The organism is Citrobacter sp. RHBSTW-00029, from assembly GCF_014104295.1.
Taxonomy (GTDB): domain Bacteria; phylum Pseudomonadota; class Gammaproteobacteria; order Enterobacterales; family Enterobacteriaceae; genus Citrobacter; species Citrobacter youngae.
The window spans coordinates 4,323,121-4,337,118 of the sequence record NZ_JABXRT010000001.1; the positions used below are offsets into that span (position 1 = coordinate 4,323,121).

Genomic DNA, 13,998 nt, shown 5'->3' on the forward strand with positions numbered 1-13,998 from the left:
TATTTAAAGGACAACACTAAAGGGTTTTCTCAACATGTCAGAACAAAATAACACTGAAATGGCTTTCCAGATCCAACGTATTTATACCAAGGATGTGTCTTTCGAAGCGCCAAATGCACCGCATGTTTTCCAGAAAGATTGGCAGCCAGAGGTTAAACTGGATCTAGATACCGCATCTACCCAACTGGCAGATGATGTGTATGAAGTAGTGCTGCGTGTCACCGTAACGGCTTCTCTGGGTGAAGAAACTGCGTTTCTGTGCGAAGTTCAGCAGGGCGGTATTTTCTCCATCAGTGGTATTGAAGGGACTCAGATGGCGCATTGCCTTGGCGCATACTGCCCGAACATTCTGTTCCCGTATGCCCGCGAATGCATCACCAGCCTGGTTTCACGCGGTACATTCCCGCAACTGAACCTTGCGCCGGTCAACTTTGATGCGCTGTTCATGAACTATTTACAGCAGCAGGCTGGTGAAGGTACTGAAGAACATCAGGATGCCTGATGAACCAAAGTAATGCTTCAATGACTGTGATTGGTGCCGGCTCGTACGGCACCGCTCTTGCCATCACCCTGGCAAGAAATGGCCATCAGGTTGTCCTGTGGGGCCATGATCCGAAACATATCGCGACCCTTGAGCACGATCGCTGCAACGTCGCGTTCCTCCCTGATGTGCCTTTTCCCGAAACGCTGCGCCTGGAAAGTGATTTAGCCACTGCGCTGGCCGCCAGTCGTAATATTCTGGTGGTGGTGCCGAGCCATGTCTTTGGCGAAGTGCTGCGTAATATCAAACCGCTGATGCGTCCTGACGCGCGGCTGGTCTGGGCGACAAAAGGTCTGGAAGCGGAAACAGGGCGTCTGCTGCAGGACGTTGCGCGCGAAGCGCTGGGTGATTCTATCCCGCTGGCAGTCATCTCCGGTCCGACGTTCGCCAAAGAGCTGGCGGCGGGCATGCCGACGGCGATTTCTCTGGCCTCGACGGACGACGCCTTTGCTGACGATCTCCAGCAGTTGCTGCACTGCGGCAAAAGCTTCCGCGTCTACAGCAACCCGGATTTCATTGGCGTGCAGCTTGGCGGCGCGGTGAAAAACGTGATTGCGATTGGCGCGGGGATGTCTGACGGCATCGGCTTTGGTGCAAACGCACGAACGGCATTGATCACCCGTGGGCTTACCGAAATGTCTCGCCTTGGCGCGGCGCTGGGTGCCGATCCTGCCACCTTTATGGGGATGGCGGGTTTAGGCGATCTGGTGCTGACCTGTACCGACAACCAGTCGCGTAACCGTCGTTTTGGCATGATGCTCGGCCAGGGTATGGACGTGCAGGGCGCGCAGGACAAGATTGGTCAGGTGGTTGAAGGCTACCGCAATACGAAAGAAGTTCGTGAATTGGCGCACCGTTTTGGTGTCGAGATGCCAATAACCGAGGAAATTTATCAAGTATTGTATTGCGGAAAAAATGCGCGCGAGGCAGCATTGACGTTATTAGGTCGTGCGCGCAAGGACGAGCGAAGCAGCCACTAGCCGTAAGGAACCGTTTCAATCTAACGACCCGACCCGCGTAGAACGGGTTGGTCGTTTTGCTACCTTCTGGAGTACGCAATGCCGTGTGAAGAACTGGATATCGTCTGGAAAAACATTAAAGCGGAAGCCCGGGCACTGGCGGAATGTGAGCCAATGCTGGCCAGTTTTTACCACGCAACGCTGCTCAAGCATGAAAACCTCGGCAGTGCGCTGAGCTATATGCTGGCGAATAAACTCGCTTCTCCGATCATGCCTGCTATTGCGATTCGCGAAGTCGTGGAAGAGGCCTACGCGGCCGATCCTGAAATGATTGCCTCGGCGGCTTGCGATATTCAGGCGGTACGCACGCGTGACCCGGCCGTCGATAAATATTCCACCCCACTTCTTTATCTGAAGGGCTTTCACGCGCTTCAGGCCTACCGCATCGGCCACTGGCTATGGCATCAGGGGCGTCAGGCATTGGCGATCTTCCTGCAAAATCAGGTCTCTGTTACCTTCCAGGTGGACATCCATCCGGCGGCAAAAATTGGTCGCGGTATTATGCTCGACCACGCTACAGGTATTGTAGTGGGCGAAACGGCGGTAATTGAAAACGACGTCTCTATTCTGCAATCCGTCACGCTTGGCGGGACCGGTAAAGCAGGCGGCGACCGTCATCCGAAAATTCGTGAAGGCGTGATGATTGGCGCGGGAGCAAAAATTCTCGGCAACATTGAAGTCGGGCGTGGCGCGAAGATTGGCGCAGGTTCCGTCGTTTTACAGCCGGTACCCCCGCATACAACCGCCGCAGGCGTTCCGGCGCGCATCGTCGGCAAGCCTGACAGCGATAAGCCATCTATGGATATGGATCAGCATTTCAACGGGATACATCATACTTTCGAATACGGCGATGGCATCTGATTTCGAGCTATGCCCGGCGGCGCAGTGCTTACCGGGCCTACAAACCTCGTAGGTCGAATAAGGCGTCAGCCGCATCCGACAAAAATCAACTACGCAATACCGCGCCAGGATACCCCAACTGGCGCCAGGCCTCATACACCACCACTGACACCGCATTTGACAGGTTCATGCTGCGACTGTCCGGCATCATCGGAATTCGAATTTTTTGTTCGGCTGGCAGCGCGTCGAGGATGCTGGATGGCAGACCGCGAGTTTCCGGGCCAAACATCAGATAATCCCCATCCTGATAGCTTACTGCGCTATGCGCTGGCGTACCTTTGGTGGTCAGGGCAAACAGACGTTGCGGATTTTCTGCGGCGACGAAGCTGGCGTAATCAGGGTGGCGCAGCACGGCGGTAAACTCATGGTAATCCAGCCCCGCGCGACGCAGGCGCTTGTCGTCCCAGGTAAAGCCCATTGGCTCAATAATATGCAGACGAAAGCCGGTGTTGGCGCAAAGACGGATAATATTGCCGGTATTTGGCGGGATTTCTGGTTCGAATAAAACGATGTTAAGCATACTGCCCCCTTGATAACGGGGGGCAGAATAGCAGAAAGAGCGGGTACTATGCGACGGTCAGCGCGTGCGGTTTATAGCGTTGCAGTTTGTAAATCGTTGCGGCAGCCGCAATCAGCGCCGGAAGGCTGAGGAACATTAATATACTGTCTGCCTGCCATTGCAGGGAAAGCAGCTGGGCGCTCATCATCGTTCCGGCTACGCCACCGAAGCGACCCACGCCCTGCATCCAGGCAATGCCCGTCGCGCGACAGTGGGTCGGATAAAACGTGGCGGCTAGCGTCTGCAGTCCGGACTGCGCGCCGTTCATGGTAATTCCCATCAGGAAGATCAGCGCGCCGAACAGGATGATGTGGTTATGTTCAAACCCGAGAGCGAGGGCAAACAGCATCGTCAGAATAAAGCCGAGTGACACCACTTTATGCGCTTCCCAGCGATCCATTAACCAACCGGCCAGCAGGATCCCTGCGGTACCGCCGAAGGTAAATAGCGACGTCAGCCAGGCGGATTCGGCCAGCGGATAGCCCATTCCCAGCATCAGCGTTGGCATCCAGCTCAACAGCACGTAATAGATAACCAATCCCATAAAGTAGGTCATCCAGAGCATCAGCGTGCCCGGCAGCCAGGGCATACTGAATAGCTGTGCCACGCTGCCTTTTTTGACCGTGACACGGTCTTCATCCAGATAAAACTGGGTAACCTGCTCCAGACTTCCCGACATAAAGCGTTGAGCAATGCGTTTAACCTGTGCTACCCCTTTACCGCGATGAACCAGATACTTAACCGATTCCGGCAGGAACAGTACCAACAGTACGGTAAGAGCCAGCGGGGCGATCGCGCCGGCAAGCAGGACGCTGTGCCAGCCGTAGTTGGGGATAAGCCAGGAGGAGATCACCCCGCCGCCCGCAGCCCCTAACGGAAAGCCGCAGTACATGGTGTTAATTGCCATTGAACGACAGCGTTTTGGTGCAAATTCTGAGACCAGGGTGATGGCATTGGGCATTGCCGCGCCAAGGCCCAGGCCGGTGAGAAAGCGCCAAAATGTGAGCATATTCAGCGTCTGAGCATACGCGGTTCCCAGACTGGCGAGGCCAAAGAACAGACAGGAAAAGACCAGCACGCGCTTACGGCCCAAACGATCGGAAATCGGCCCGGCCAGCAGTGCACCAAATGACAGGCCCAATAGCGCGGCGCTTAACACCGGTCCAAGGTCCTGCTTCTTGATGCCCCAGTCGGCTGAGAGCGTGGGCGCAATATAGCCCATAGCCGCCGTATCGAAGCCGTCGATGGCCAGGACCAGAAAACCCAGGACAATAATGACCCAGTGGAAGCGCGAAAAAGGACTGTCATCTATCGCCTGCTGGATATTCACTTTTCCGGAATAAGCCATGTTACCCTCGCCCGTTATGATGGTTGTTATCTGTATATTTCGCCCTTGTATTAGCTTGTATATACATCTGGCAGGTGGATAAAAAGTTGTCAAATATATTGGTTATAAATGTTAACTGGTCGTTATTTTTGGATAAAAAATGGCCGGGCTGAGAACAGACCGACCATGCAGAAAGTGGGTTTTATGGGGATATTGTTACGCCGCGCTACCCTGAACCAGAGGTGCCAGCGCAGCAGGCAGGCTTTTTCCCAGTTCTTGTACCAGCGAATCATGACTGATTTCGCTAATCGATTTTGCACCGGTCAGGGTCATTGCCACCTTCATCTCTTTCTCGATCAGATTCAGCAGATTCGCCACACCGGCCTGACCGTGGGTTGCCAGCGCGTACAGATAAGCACGGCCCAGCAGTACGCTATCCGCACCCAGCGCAATCATGCGTACGACGTCCAGACCGTTGCGGATCCCGCTGTCTGCCAGAATCGCGATATCGCCTTTTACCGCATCGGCAATGGCGGGCAGCGCGCGGGCTGAAGACAGCACGCCATCTAACTGGCGCCCACCGTGGTTAGAGACAACGATGCCGTCGGCGCCAAAGCGTACGGCGTCGCGAGCATCCTCAGGATCGAGGATCCCTTTGATCACCATCGGACCATCCCAAAATTCGCGGATCCACTCGAGGTCTTTCCAGGAGATGGACGGATCGAAGTTATTCGCCAGCCAGCCGATGTAGTCTTCAAGGCCGGTGGGTTTGCCAAGATAGGTCGAGATATTGCCTAAATCATGCGGGCGACCGTTCAGGCCAACGTCCCATGCCCACTGTGGATGGGTGACTGCCTGCCAGTAGCGGCGCAGTGCGGCATTTGGGCCGCTCATCCCGGAATGGGCGTCACGGTAGCGTGCGCCAGGTGTGGGCATATCGACGGTAAAGACCAGCGTGGAGCAGCCCGCCGCTTTGGCTCGCTCCAGGGCGTTACGCATAAAGCCGCGATCGCGCAGGACATACAGCTGGAACCACATTGGACGCCTGATGGTCGGGGCGACTTCTTCAATTGGGCAGACGGATACCGTCGAAAGCGTAAACGGAATGCCTTTGGCATCAGCGGCGGCGGCGGCCTGAACTTCGCCCCGGCGTGCATACATGCCGCATAAACCGACAGGCGCGAGGGCCACCGGCATCGACAGTTTTTCGTTAAACAGGGTGGTTTCCAGACTGAGATCTGACATGTTCTTCAGCACGCGCTGGCGGAGTGCCACCTCTGATAAATCTTCCACGTTACGGCGCAGGGTATGCTCCGCGTACGCGCCACCGTCAATGTAGTGGAACAGGAAAGGGGGCAGAATGCGCTGGGCTGCGGCGCGATAATCGCTGGCTGCTGAAATAATCATGTGTTGTTCTCCCTGCTAATTTCATTATGGTCACCGGGCAGACGGGTGATGCGCGCCTGGCGGGCCTGGTCTTCATCAAAGCGTTTAATGGTGGTATGGACAAAACTGAGGTGCGCCATCATCGCCTTCCGCGCGCCATCGGCGTCTCCGGCGACAATCGCGTCCAGCACAGCAAGGTGTTGTTCCGTGAGCTGTGAAAACACCGGTGGCACCAGGTACATACGCTGGCGACTCTGTTTTACCGAAGACTGCAATACGTCGAAGAAACCACGCATGGTCTGTAGCAGCACCACGTTGTGTGAGGCTTCAGCGATGGCAAGGTGAAAGCGAACGTCTGCTTGTGAAGCGAGATCCGGATCTTCACTTTGTGTGGCCTCGAAACAGAGCCTGATTTTCTCTTTGTCGGCGGCTGTGGCGCGCATGGCGGCGTGCCAGGCGGTGCTGGCCTCAATGGCGTGGCGGGCTTCGAGAATATCGAAGCTGTAATCAGGGTCGTCCGCCATCAGACTTTTCAGTGGCTGAACAATGTTTTGTTCGGACCACGCTTCATGCTGCCAGCGGATAAACGTCCCGCCGCCACGACGGCTAATCAGCACACCTTCACTTACCAGCTTGGCTAACGCCTCGCGCAGTGAGTTACGGGATACGCCGAGCTGTACGGCCAGCTGGCGCTCGGCGGGCAATTTCATGCCCGCCTCCAGCTGTTGTTCTTCAATCAGCGCCCGCACACGAGATGCGACCTCGTCTGACAGGCGTCTGGGCATCACAATCATGGAATCATCCAGGTTAAGACATAGGCCTGCAGCGTGGTAATCACACCGACCATACAGGTGAAAATCAGGCTGTGTTTCACGGTAAAGCGGAACAGGTCAGATTCTTTACCCACCAGCCCCACGGCCGCACAGGCGATGGCGATTGACTGCGGGGAGATCATCTTACCGGTCACGCCGCCGGTGGTATTCGCCGCAACCAGCAGGACATCGGAGACGCCAATCTGCTGAGCTGCCGTTGCCTGCAGGGCTGCGAACAGTGCGTTTGATGAGGTGTCTGAACCGGTCAGGAATACCCCCAGCCAGCCGAGGAACGGCGAGAAGAAGGTAAAGGCGTTACCGGTGTGCGCCAGAGCCAATGCCAGGGTTGATGAAAGACCGGAGTAGTTAGAGATAAACGCGAATGCCAGCACCATTCCGATGGAATAGATGGGCAGCGCCAGCTCTTTTAGCGTGCTGCCAAAGGTTTGCAGAGCGGCAGACGGCTTCATTTTCAGCCAGACGATAGACAGCAGCGCGGCAAACAGAATGGCGGTACCGGTTGCCGAGAACCAGTCGAACTTGTACACCGCCGCGTAGGCTGTGGCTTCGTGTACCACCGGCGGCATGCGGGCTACCAGTTTGTCGAGGAACGGAACCGGAATATTGACCACCCAGTGGTACATCGCGCCGCCAGGGGCAAACAGCGCTTTAAACGGCGGGATGCTCCACAGCGTGACCGTTGCCGTCAGGAACAGGAATGGCGACCAGGCGCGGACCACCTGTCCAACGGTATAACGGGTGCGAGCCAGCGTCTGATCGACCTGGGAAGCGCCCATGTCGCCAAAGCGGAAGATGCGCACCGGCTGCCAGCGTTTCAGGAACAGCGTCAGGCAGACCAGAGAAACCAGAGAAGAGATGATGTCCGGCAGTTCCGGCCCGATAAAGTTAGAGCTGAGGTACTGCGCGATAGCAAACGAGCCGCCAGCGACCATCACCGCAGGCCAGGTCTCTTTCACGCCGCGCCAGCCGTCCATAATCGCCATGATCCAGAACAGTACGATAATCGTCAGGAACGGCAACTGGCGGCCCACCATCTGGCCGATTTCAAAACTGTCCAGCCCGGTGACCTGACCGGCAACCAGAATCGGAATGCCCATTGCCCCAAAAGCGACTGGCGCGGTGTTTACGATCAGGCACAAACCTGCTGCATACAGCGGGTTAAAGCCGAGGCCAACCAGCAGCGCAGCGGTAATCGCGACGGGCGCACCAAAACCAGCGGCACCTTCCAGAAACGCCCCAAAACAGAAGCCCACGATGATCATTTGCAGACGCTGGTCTGGGGTAATCGAGAGTATCGAGGAGCGGATGATGTCGAACTGCCCGGTCTTTACCGAGATTTTATAGACGAATACCGCGGCGATAATGATCCAGGCAATTGGCCACAGACCGTAGAAGAAACCGTACACCACGGAGGCCAGCGCGTGATCGACCGGCATTTTGTAAAACAGCAGGGCGACCGACAAAGCGATCACCACCGTCCATGACGCCGCAACGTAGCCTTTCAGCTTGAGCTTAATCAGGGCGAAGAAAAAGAACAGGATGGGGAGCGATGCGATTAGACTGGAAAGCCAGATGTTACCGGCCGGGTCGTAGTTTTGTTGCCAGAGATTCATTGCAGGTCTCCTGGGGGCCGCTGACATAATGCAATGAGTCTGTGCTCATCTCTTCGTCACACTATGTGTAAAAGTGGCCCTGCCAATATTGTTGTGTAGGGGTAATGACAATGAATGGTTAATCAAATGTTATTTGTTGGCAACGGTATTGTACGCACATTTTAATGAAATGTGAGGTATTGGTAGGATCTTACTGAAATTGGTAGGGCCAATTACGAAGGGAAGCTAAGGACCGGGCAAGCGAGTGTTGCCCGGTGACAGATTAGAACTCGCTTTTCGCGAAGCCCGTCATCTCTTTCAGGCCCATTTCACGGCCAAGCTCGGTCATCGGGTGAACGACGATCAGGCCGCGCACGCTCTTCTTCAGCTTGCCCATGTCGGCCTGTTCTTTTTTGGTGATGGCACGACGGAACGGGAGTTTGCTGAGCTTTTGTGCTTCTTTGCTCAGCTTCTGGCCGTGTACTTCACGCAGTCGTGCGATCTCAGTTTCCAGAGTTTCTTTCTCTTGCTCCAGCTCGGCATATTTGTCGGCGGCTTCAACCAGGGACAGGTCAGCCTGCTGGTGGCGGATAGCGTCAAGACGATCGCTCAGGCGTTTAATTTCGTTTTTTTCGACTTCTTTCATAGGATAGCTTCTGATAAAAATAGGATGAATATCCTATAGTATGCGCGCAGAGCGGGATTATTCACAACTAATCGAAGATAAATAATCAAATGCCGCAAGTATTATTAAGCTAATGGTAGTGCTACTTTTTTGATTAATAAGGAACTTTAAGCGATAAGATTGGCCATGGCGCTTTTTATTGGCGGGTTTATAGCGAAGCACGTTTTCCTCAATATAATCGCCCAACCGATCCTAAACTTAAATGAGCAACCGCACAGGCTGAGCGCGGTTAATACATGGAGGAGGGAAGATTATGGCGAAAATAGGTGAGAACGTTTCGGTTCTGATTGATAAGACGGTCGATTTTATGGCTTCCAGCCAGGCTTTTCGCGAATATCTGAATAAAACACCGCCGCGCGACGTAGTCCCTTCTGAAATACCACAGGAGAACGCGCAGCTGTATCTGCAACGTCTGGCGTACTATCGGCAACTGTATCGACCGCAGCAGGAAGAGAAGTAAGCCTGCAGGGTCTTATTTTTGAAAGGCTTTTTTTAAGCTGATTTTAGAAATCAGCTCGGTCAGGGAAAGTACCATCGTGGAGCGTACCATTTGCTGGTAGCGCTGGATTTGCATGGCGTGCAGACCTGAGTCTGAGGTATCAAACTGCGGTGGCGGCGGGAGTGCTGCTACGCAGTGAAGTTCGCCAAACGGACCAAGAATCTCATCGTCGGTGAACGCGTATTCATTGCCGTCATGGTTTAACTCTTCCCGCAGCGCCATCAGTAGTTCCGCATCTTCATACTCCGGGCGGCTGAGTACGCCCAGACCGTAGATGAGCTTGAGACGAACGGAAAGATCGCCCAGCGGACCGTCGCCGTCGAGCAACGGTTCTACGGCATATTTTACCGCATAGTCATCTTTGCGAAATACCTGAAGCACAAGGATATTCACCGCCTCGGTGAGCAGTTCTACGGCGGTGATGAGGAAGCTGCGTACGGTTTTGCCAGCATTCAGACGCTCAAGCACACGATTTTCAAAGGCCTGCGTTTGTTCCATTATTGCCTGCATATCTGACAATCTGTCATTTGGGCGCAGGCAGACCTGCGCCACATTCTCAATCATTTGGTCGCGTTATATGCGTTAACCGCCTCCGCCACCACATCACTATTGGCATCCAGACCGGAAACCTGCGCCAGCGCGGCCTGCGGACCTTTTTCGTCAATCAGCGCGGCCAGTTCCTGTGCCTGCGGATCTTCTTCGCTGCGATAGTGCATTGCTGCCGCAATACCGATAACCAGATTCGTGTGCGGCAGGCCGTACTCCAGCGTGCCCAGCAGCGGTTTAATCAGACGGTCGCCTGCGCTCAGTTTACGCAGCGGCTGACGACCCACGCGCTCAACGTCATCTTTCAGATACGGGTTTTCAAAACGACCGAGGATTTTCTGAATGTATGCCGCATGTTTTGCTGCATCAAAGCCATAGCGTTTGATCAGTACCGCGCCGCTCTCTTCCATTGCACCTTTTACCACTGCGCGGATTTTCTCGTCGAGAATCGCGTCACGGATGGTCTGATGATCGGTCAATTTTCCGAGGTACGCGGTTATAGCATGCCCGGTGTTCAGCGTGAAGAGTTTACGTTCGACAAATGCCATCAGGTTATCAGTTAATTCCATTCCCGGGATGTTTGGCAGTTCGCCTTTGAATTGCGTCTTGTCGACAATCCACTCGCTGAAGGTTTCGACGGTGACTTCCAGCGGATCGTTGGTCGCAGAAGCGGAAGGGGGAACGATGCGGTCTACGGCGGAATCGACAAAACCAACGTGTTCTTCAACCCAGGCTTTGTCTTCATCTGCCAGCGCGTTCATGACGTGGCCTTTCAGCTGGGTCGTGCCGCGCACCATGTTCTCACAGGCGATGATATTCAGCGGAGTCGCGATGCCCTGCGCCTTGCGTTTAACCAGCCCTTTAGCGATGGCAGGTGCGATGCGCTCAAGTACAACCGGACCCACAGCCGTGGTGATTAAATCAACGTGGGCAATCAGGTCGACGACATCATCGCCGATGCTGCTGACGGCGTTAACGCCGGAAACGGTATCAACCTGCTCATTTTCACCGACAACATGAACCTGATAGCTATGACGGGCATTCAGGGCATCGAGCACGACCTGGTTTACATCCGCGAACGTCAGCTGTATCCCCGCGTCCGCCAGCAATTTGCCGATAAAGCCACGACCGATATTACCTGCGCCAAAATGTAATGCTTTCATAGTATTAACCTTCATTAATGTTTTTACCCAAGAGGGCTGGGGTGAGGGACTGCATAGATTTCCCCTCAACCTAACCCTCTCCCGGTGGGAGAGGATTTTGTAGGCCCGGTAAGCGTGAGCGCCACCGGGCAATAACGCTTACTTATGACCTGCCAGCAGCGCCAGGACTTCATCCACGCTGGTGGTATGCGCCAGGCGTTCGATGACAGATTCGTCATCCAGCGCGTTGGTCAGGCTGGTAATCACCTGGATGTGCTCGTTGTTACGTGCAGCGATACCAATGACCAGACGGGCGATATCGTCTTCTTCTTCGCCGAAGCGTACTCCTTCCGGATACTGGCAGAACACCACGCCGGTTTTCAGCACGCGGTCTTTGGCTTCAACCGTACCGTGCGGTACAGCGATGGACTCGCCGAGGTAAGTCGGGGTCAGTTTTTCGCGGTCCAGCATCGCCTCGACGTACTCTGGCTCAACATAGCCGCCTTTCACCAGTTGCTCACCGGCAAAGCGAATCGCTTCTTCTTTGTTGGTGGCTTTACGGCCCAGGAAGATATTCTCCGCACCCAGTTTGAACAGGTGGGTATCACCCTCTTCAAAGCTGTCTTTCAGGTGGTCGCGGACTTTCTCTTCGTTCACGTTGTGGCGCTGTGCAGCGACCAGACGTTCGGTCAGATTGGAGTACAGACCGCTGTCGAGGAAGTTGGTCAGCGAAATGTGCTGTGCCTGCGGAACCTGGCGCATAGCGCGTTCGGTCAGGTCACGGTGGGTAATGACCAGATCCACATCCGGCGGCAGATTGTTAATCGCGCTGTTGGTGACGGAAATCTGCGACAGACCGGCATCCTGCACTTTCTTACGCAGTACGCCCGCACCCATGGCACTGGAACCCATGCCGGCATCGCAGGCGACGATGATTTTACGCACATGGCTCAGGTCGTTGGTCACGTCGCCCGCTGCCAGCGGAGATGCGCCTTTGGATTCCGCTTTCATGTCGTTCATACGACGGGTTGCGGCTTCAATGTCATCTTCTTCTTTCACTTTGCTGGTTTTCAGCAGAATCGCCGAGACCACAAAGGAGACCGCCATTGCCGCACAAATTGCCGCGATGTTGGCGAAGTAAGCGCCCTTCGGCGTCATTGCCAGTACGGCCAGGATAGAACCCGGAGAGGCCGGAGACACCAGACCACCGTTCAGGATAGTCAGCGTAAATACGCCAGTCATACCGCCGAGGATAACGGCCAGGATCAGACGCGGGTTCATCAGCACGTACGGGAAGTAAATTTCGTGGATACCACCCAGGAAGTGGATGATAGCCGCGCCGCCTGCAGACTGCTTAGCGCTGCCGCGACCGAAGAACATGTATGCCAGCAGAACGCCCATACCCGGACCCGGGTTAGCTTCAATCAGGAAGAAGATGGATTTACCCATCTCATGGGACTGCTGAATGCCCAGCGGTGAGAAAATACCGTGGTTGATGGCGTTGTTGAGGAACAGGATTTTCGCCGGTTCAACGAAGATAGACGCCAGCGGCAGCATGTCATGGACAACCATGAAGTTAACGCCTGCCGCCAGGATTTTGGACAGTGCTTCAACCAATGGGCCAATGCCAAGGAATGCCAGAATGGCGAGGATCATCCCGATGATGCCAGCGGAGAAGTTATTCACCAGCATCTCAAAACCGGACTTGATCTTACCGTCTACCCAGCCGTCGAAATGCTTGATAGCCCAGCCGCCCAGCGGACCTGCGATCATCGCACCGAGGAACATCGGCATATCAGCACCGACGATCACGCCCATGGTGGTAATCGCGCCCACTACGCCGCCGCGTTCGCCGCCAACCAGCTTACCACCGGTATAACCGATCAACAGCGGCAGCAGATAGGTGATCATCGGGCCGACCAGCTTCGCCAGCGTTTCGTTCGGCAACCACCCTGTCGGAATGAATAATGCGGTGATAATACCCCACGCGATAAACGCGCCGATATTTGGCATCACCATGTTGCTGAGGAATCGACCAAAGCTTTGCACCTTGATCTTAATATCGGATGACATAAAAACACCCCTTCTTATGTTTGCTATCGCGCAGGCTGAAAGCCCGAGGTTTGTTAATGTAGCGGCAGGAGGTAGCCGGACCCTGTAGATACTGCGAAATCTGGCACTGAATCGTTCAACTGTCCAGTCGATGACTTTTAATGTGATCAATGTCACGTAAATATAGGGTTTACGGCATTACTTAATGTGATTTCGATCACAAAACACCGGTATAAAAAAACATCATTACGCGGAAATAGGCTGGAAAAGGCACTTAAATGTGAAGTTGTTCACGTTTTTGCTTTGGCTGTTTGTTGGGTATTTGTGATCTACTTCGCAATAAATATTTGCCAGGATTTCTCCTGATGTGATCTGACGCGGATTCTGTTTCATCTCCCATTTCTTGCTGCTACCCCGCGAGTCGTTCACCTGCAAATTTATACCCTGGTGGTATGGCGGAAATGACTAACTGCAATTATGTTCAAATTACCAGCCATGACTCCTTTCGGCTGCCTGCAATTGAAAGCTCTGATTAGCGTGAATACGAGGCGGGTATGTTTCTAAACTATTTCGCGTTAGGTGTGCTGATCTTCGTTTTTCTGGTTCTGTTTTACGGAATCATCGCCATCCATGATATTCCCTATAACATGGCTAAGAAGCGCAACCATCCCCATGCCGATGCCATCCATACGGCAGGTTGGGTGAGCTTATTTACGCTGCACGTTATCTGGCCGTTCCTGTGGATCTGGGCCACGCTCTATCAGCCAGAACGAGGCTGGGGGATGCAGTCACACATTACGCCGACCGGAAAGGAACAAGACCCTGAAATTGCCGCGCTGGCAGCGCGCATTACCCAGTTAGAAAAAAGGCTGGCTGGGGAGAAAAAAGACGATAACTCCACCTTTCCGGAGATTTGA

At 54.4% G+C, this 13,998-nt stretch carries 14 protein-coding genes; 5 read left to right on the plus strand and 9 right to left on the minus strand.

Annotated elements, in window-relative coordinates:
• Window positions 1–34: 34 nt before the first annotated feature.
• The 3 genes from secB to cysE all read left to right on the plus strand — a co-directional run bounded on the left by secB (window position 35) and on the right by cysE (window position 2,421).
• Window positions 35–502 carry a protein-export chaperone SecB gene (gene secB, locus HV041_RS20905; RefSeq protein ID WP_003024155.1) on the plus strand — a complete coding sequence of 156 codons (468 nt, stop codon included), beginning with the start codon at window positions 35–37 and terminating at the stop codon, window positions 500–502.
• Window positions 502–1,521: an NAD(P)H-dependent glycerol-3-phosphate dehydrogenase gene (gene gpsA, locus HV041_RS20910; protein ID WP_003024157.1), complete on the plus strand. Its 1,020-nt coding sequence runs from the start codon at window positions 502–504 to the stop codon at window positions 1,519–1,521. Before secB ends, gpsA begins: the two co-directional genes overlap by 1 nt.
• Before the next feature lie 78 nt (window positions 1,522–1,599).
• Entirely contained in the window at window positions 1,600–2,421 is an 822-nt protein-coding gene (gene cysE, locus HV041_RS20915; RefSeq protein ID WP_003024160.1) for a serine O-acetyltransferase, read from the plus strand.
• 85 nt (window positions 2,422–2,506) lie between these two features.
• Here the strand turns inward: cysE and trmL are convergent, their stop codons facing one another.
• The 6 genes from trmL to HV041_RS20945 all read right to left on the minus strand — a co-directional run bounded on the left by trmL (window position 2,507) and on the right by HV041_RS20945 (window position 8,803).
• Window positions 2,507–2,980, minus strand: coding sequence for a tRNA (uridine(34)/cytosine(34)/5-carboxymethylaminomethyluridine(34)-2'-O)-methyltransferase TrmL (gene trmL / locus HV041_RS20920; RefSeq protein ID WP_016151165.1), 474 nt, complete (start codon window positions 2,978–2,980; stop codon window positions 2,507–2,509).
• A gap of 46 nt (window positions 2,981–3,026) precedes the next feature.
• Complete coding sequence (locus HV041_RS20925; RefSeq protein WP_121585209.1) at window positions 3,027–4,367, minus strand: aromatic acid/H+ symport family MFS transporter; 1,341 nt, start codon at window positions 4,365–4,367, stop codon at window positions 3,027–3,029.
• Between the two features lie 195 nt (window positions 4,368–4,562).
• Window positions 4,563–5,753, minus strand: coding sequence for an FMN-dependent L-lactate dehydrogenase LldD (gene lldD / locus HV041_RS20930; RefSeq protein ID WP_121585208.1), 1,191 nt, complete (start codon window positions 5,751–5,753; stop codon window positions 4,563–4,565).
• Window positions 5,750–6,526: a transcriptional regulator LldR gene (gene lldR, locus HV041_RS20935; protein ID WP_048213701.1), complete on the minus strand. Its 777-nt coding sequence runs from the start codon at window positions 6,524–6,526 to the stop codon at window positions 5,750–5,752. Before lldR ends, lldD begins: the two co-directional genes overlap by 4 nt.
• A complete protein-coding gene (gene lldP, locus HV041_RS20940) occupies window positions 6,523–8,178 on the minus strand; it encodes an L-lactate permease (RefSeq protein ID WP_121585207.1) in 1,656 nt (551 codons plus the stop codon). Before lldP ends, lldR begins: the two co-directional genes overlap by 4 nt.
• A 262-nt stretch (window positions 8,179–8,440) precedes the next feature.
• A complete protein-coding gene (locus HV041_RS20945; protein ID WP_048213700.1) occupies window positions 8,441–8,803 on the minus strand; it encodes a YibL family ribosome-associated protein in 363 nt (120 codons plus the stop codon).
• Window positions 8,804–9,095: 292 nt separating this feature from the next.
• Between HV041_RS20945 and HV041_RS20950 the strand changes: the two genes are divergently transcribed.
• Window positions 9,096–9,302, plus strand: coding sequence for a hypothetical protein (locus tag HV041_RS20950; protein ID WP_048213699.1), 207 nt, complete (start codon window positions 9,096–9,098; stop codon window positions 9,300–9,302).
• A gap of 12 nt (window positions 9,303–9,314) precedes the next feature.
• On the opposite strand, the gene mtlR is transcribed toward HV041_RS20950, so the two are convergent.
• The 3 genes from mtlR to mtlA all read right to left on the minus strand — a co-directional run bounded on the left by mtlR (window position 9,315) and on the right by mtlA (window position 13,102).
• A complete protein-coding gene (mtlR, locus tag HV041_RS20955) occupies window positions 9,315–9,905 on the minus strand; it encodes a mannitol operon repressor MtlR (RefSeq protein ID WP_048213698.1) in 591 nt (196 codons plus the stop codon).
• Window positions 9,902–11,050 (minus strand): mannitol-1-phosphate 5-dehydrogenase, encoded by a 1,149-nt coding sequence (mtlD, locus tag HV041_RS20960; RefSeq protein ID WP_121585206.1) that lies wholly within the window; start codon window positions 11,048–11,050, stop codon window positions 9,902–9,904. The genes mtlR and mtlD overlap by 4 nt, the downstream gene beginning before the upstream one ends.
• Before the next feature lie 138 nt (window positions 11,051–11,188).
• Window positions 11,189–13,102 carry a PTS mannitol transporter subunit IICBA gene (gene mtlA / locus HV041_RS20965; RefSeq protein WP_121585205.1) on the minus strand — a complete coding sequence of 638 codons (1,914 nt, stop codon included), beginning with the start codon at window positions 13,100–13,102 and terminating at the stop codon, window positions 11,189–11,191.
• A gap of 533 nt (window positions 13,103–13,635) precedes the next feature.
• On the opposite strand from mtlA, the gene HV041_RS20970 reads away from it, so the two are divergent.
• A complete protein-coding gene (locus tag HV041_RS20970) occupies window positions 13,636–13,998 on the plus strand; it encodes a DUF3302 domain-containing protein (protein ID WP_061066819.1) in 363 nt (120 codons plus the stop codon).

Excerpts from the sequence above, each read along its gene's own strand:
- HV041_RS20925 (WP_121585209.1), bottom strand. The coding sequence starts at position 4,367 with ATGGCTTATTCCGGAAAAGTGAATATCCAGCAGGCGATAGATGACAGT.
- HV041_RS20970 (WP_061066819.1), top strand. The coding sequence starts at position 13,636 with ATGTTTCTAAACTATTTCGCGTTAGGTGTGCTGATCTTCGTTTTTCTG.
- mtlA (WP_121585205.1), bottom strand. The coding sequence starts at position 13,102 with ATGTCATCCGATATTAAGATCAAGGTGCAAAGCTTTGGTCGATTCCTC.
- HV041_RS20945 (WP_048213700.1), bottom strand. The coding sequence starts at position 8,803 with ATGAAAGAAGTCGAAAAAAACGAAATTAAACGCCTGAGCGATCGTCTT.
- lldD (WP_121585208.1), bottom strand. The coding sequence starts at position 5,753 with ATGATTATTTCAGCAGCCAGCGATTATCGCGCCGCAGCCCAGCGCATT.
- trmL (WP_016151165.1), bottom strand. The coding sequence starts at position 2,980 with ATGCTTAACATCGTTTTATTCGAACCAGAAATCCCGCCAAATACCGGC.
- HV041_RS20950 (WP_048213699.1), top strand. The coding sequence starts at position 9,096 with ATGGCGAAAATAGGTGAGAACGTTTCGGTTCTGATTGATAAGACGGTC.
- secB (WP_003024155.1), top strand. The coding sequence starts at position 35 with ATGTCAGAACAAAATAACACTGAAATGGCTTTCCAGATCCAACGTATT.
- mtlR (WP_048213698.1), bottom strand. The coding sequence starts at position 9,905 with ATGATTGAGAATGTGGCGCAGGTCTGCCTGCGCCCAAATGACAGATTG.
- lldR (WP_048213701.1), bottom strand. The coding sequence starts at position 6,526 with ATGATTGTGATGCCCAGACGCCTGTCAGACGAGGTCGCATCTCGTGTG.
- lldP (WP_121585207.1), bottom strand. The coding sequence starts at position 8,178 with ATGAATCTCTGGCAACAAAACTACGACCCGGCCGGTAACATCTGGCTT.
- mtlD (WP_121585206.1), bottom strand. The coding sequence starts at position 11,050 with ATGAAAGCATTACATTTTGGCGCAGGTAATATCGGTCGTGGCTTTATC.
- cysE (WP_003024160.1), top strand. The coding sequence starts at position 1,600 with ATGCCGTGTGAAGAACTGGATATCGTCTGGAAAAACATTAAAGCGGAA.
- gpsA (WP_003024157.1), top strand. The coding sequence starts at position 502 with ATGAACCAAAGTAATGCTTCAATGACTGTGATTGGTGCCGGCTCGTAC.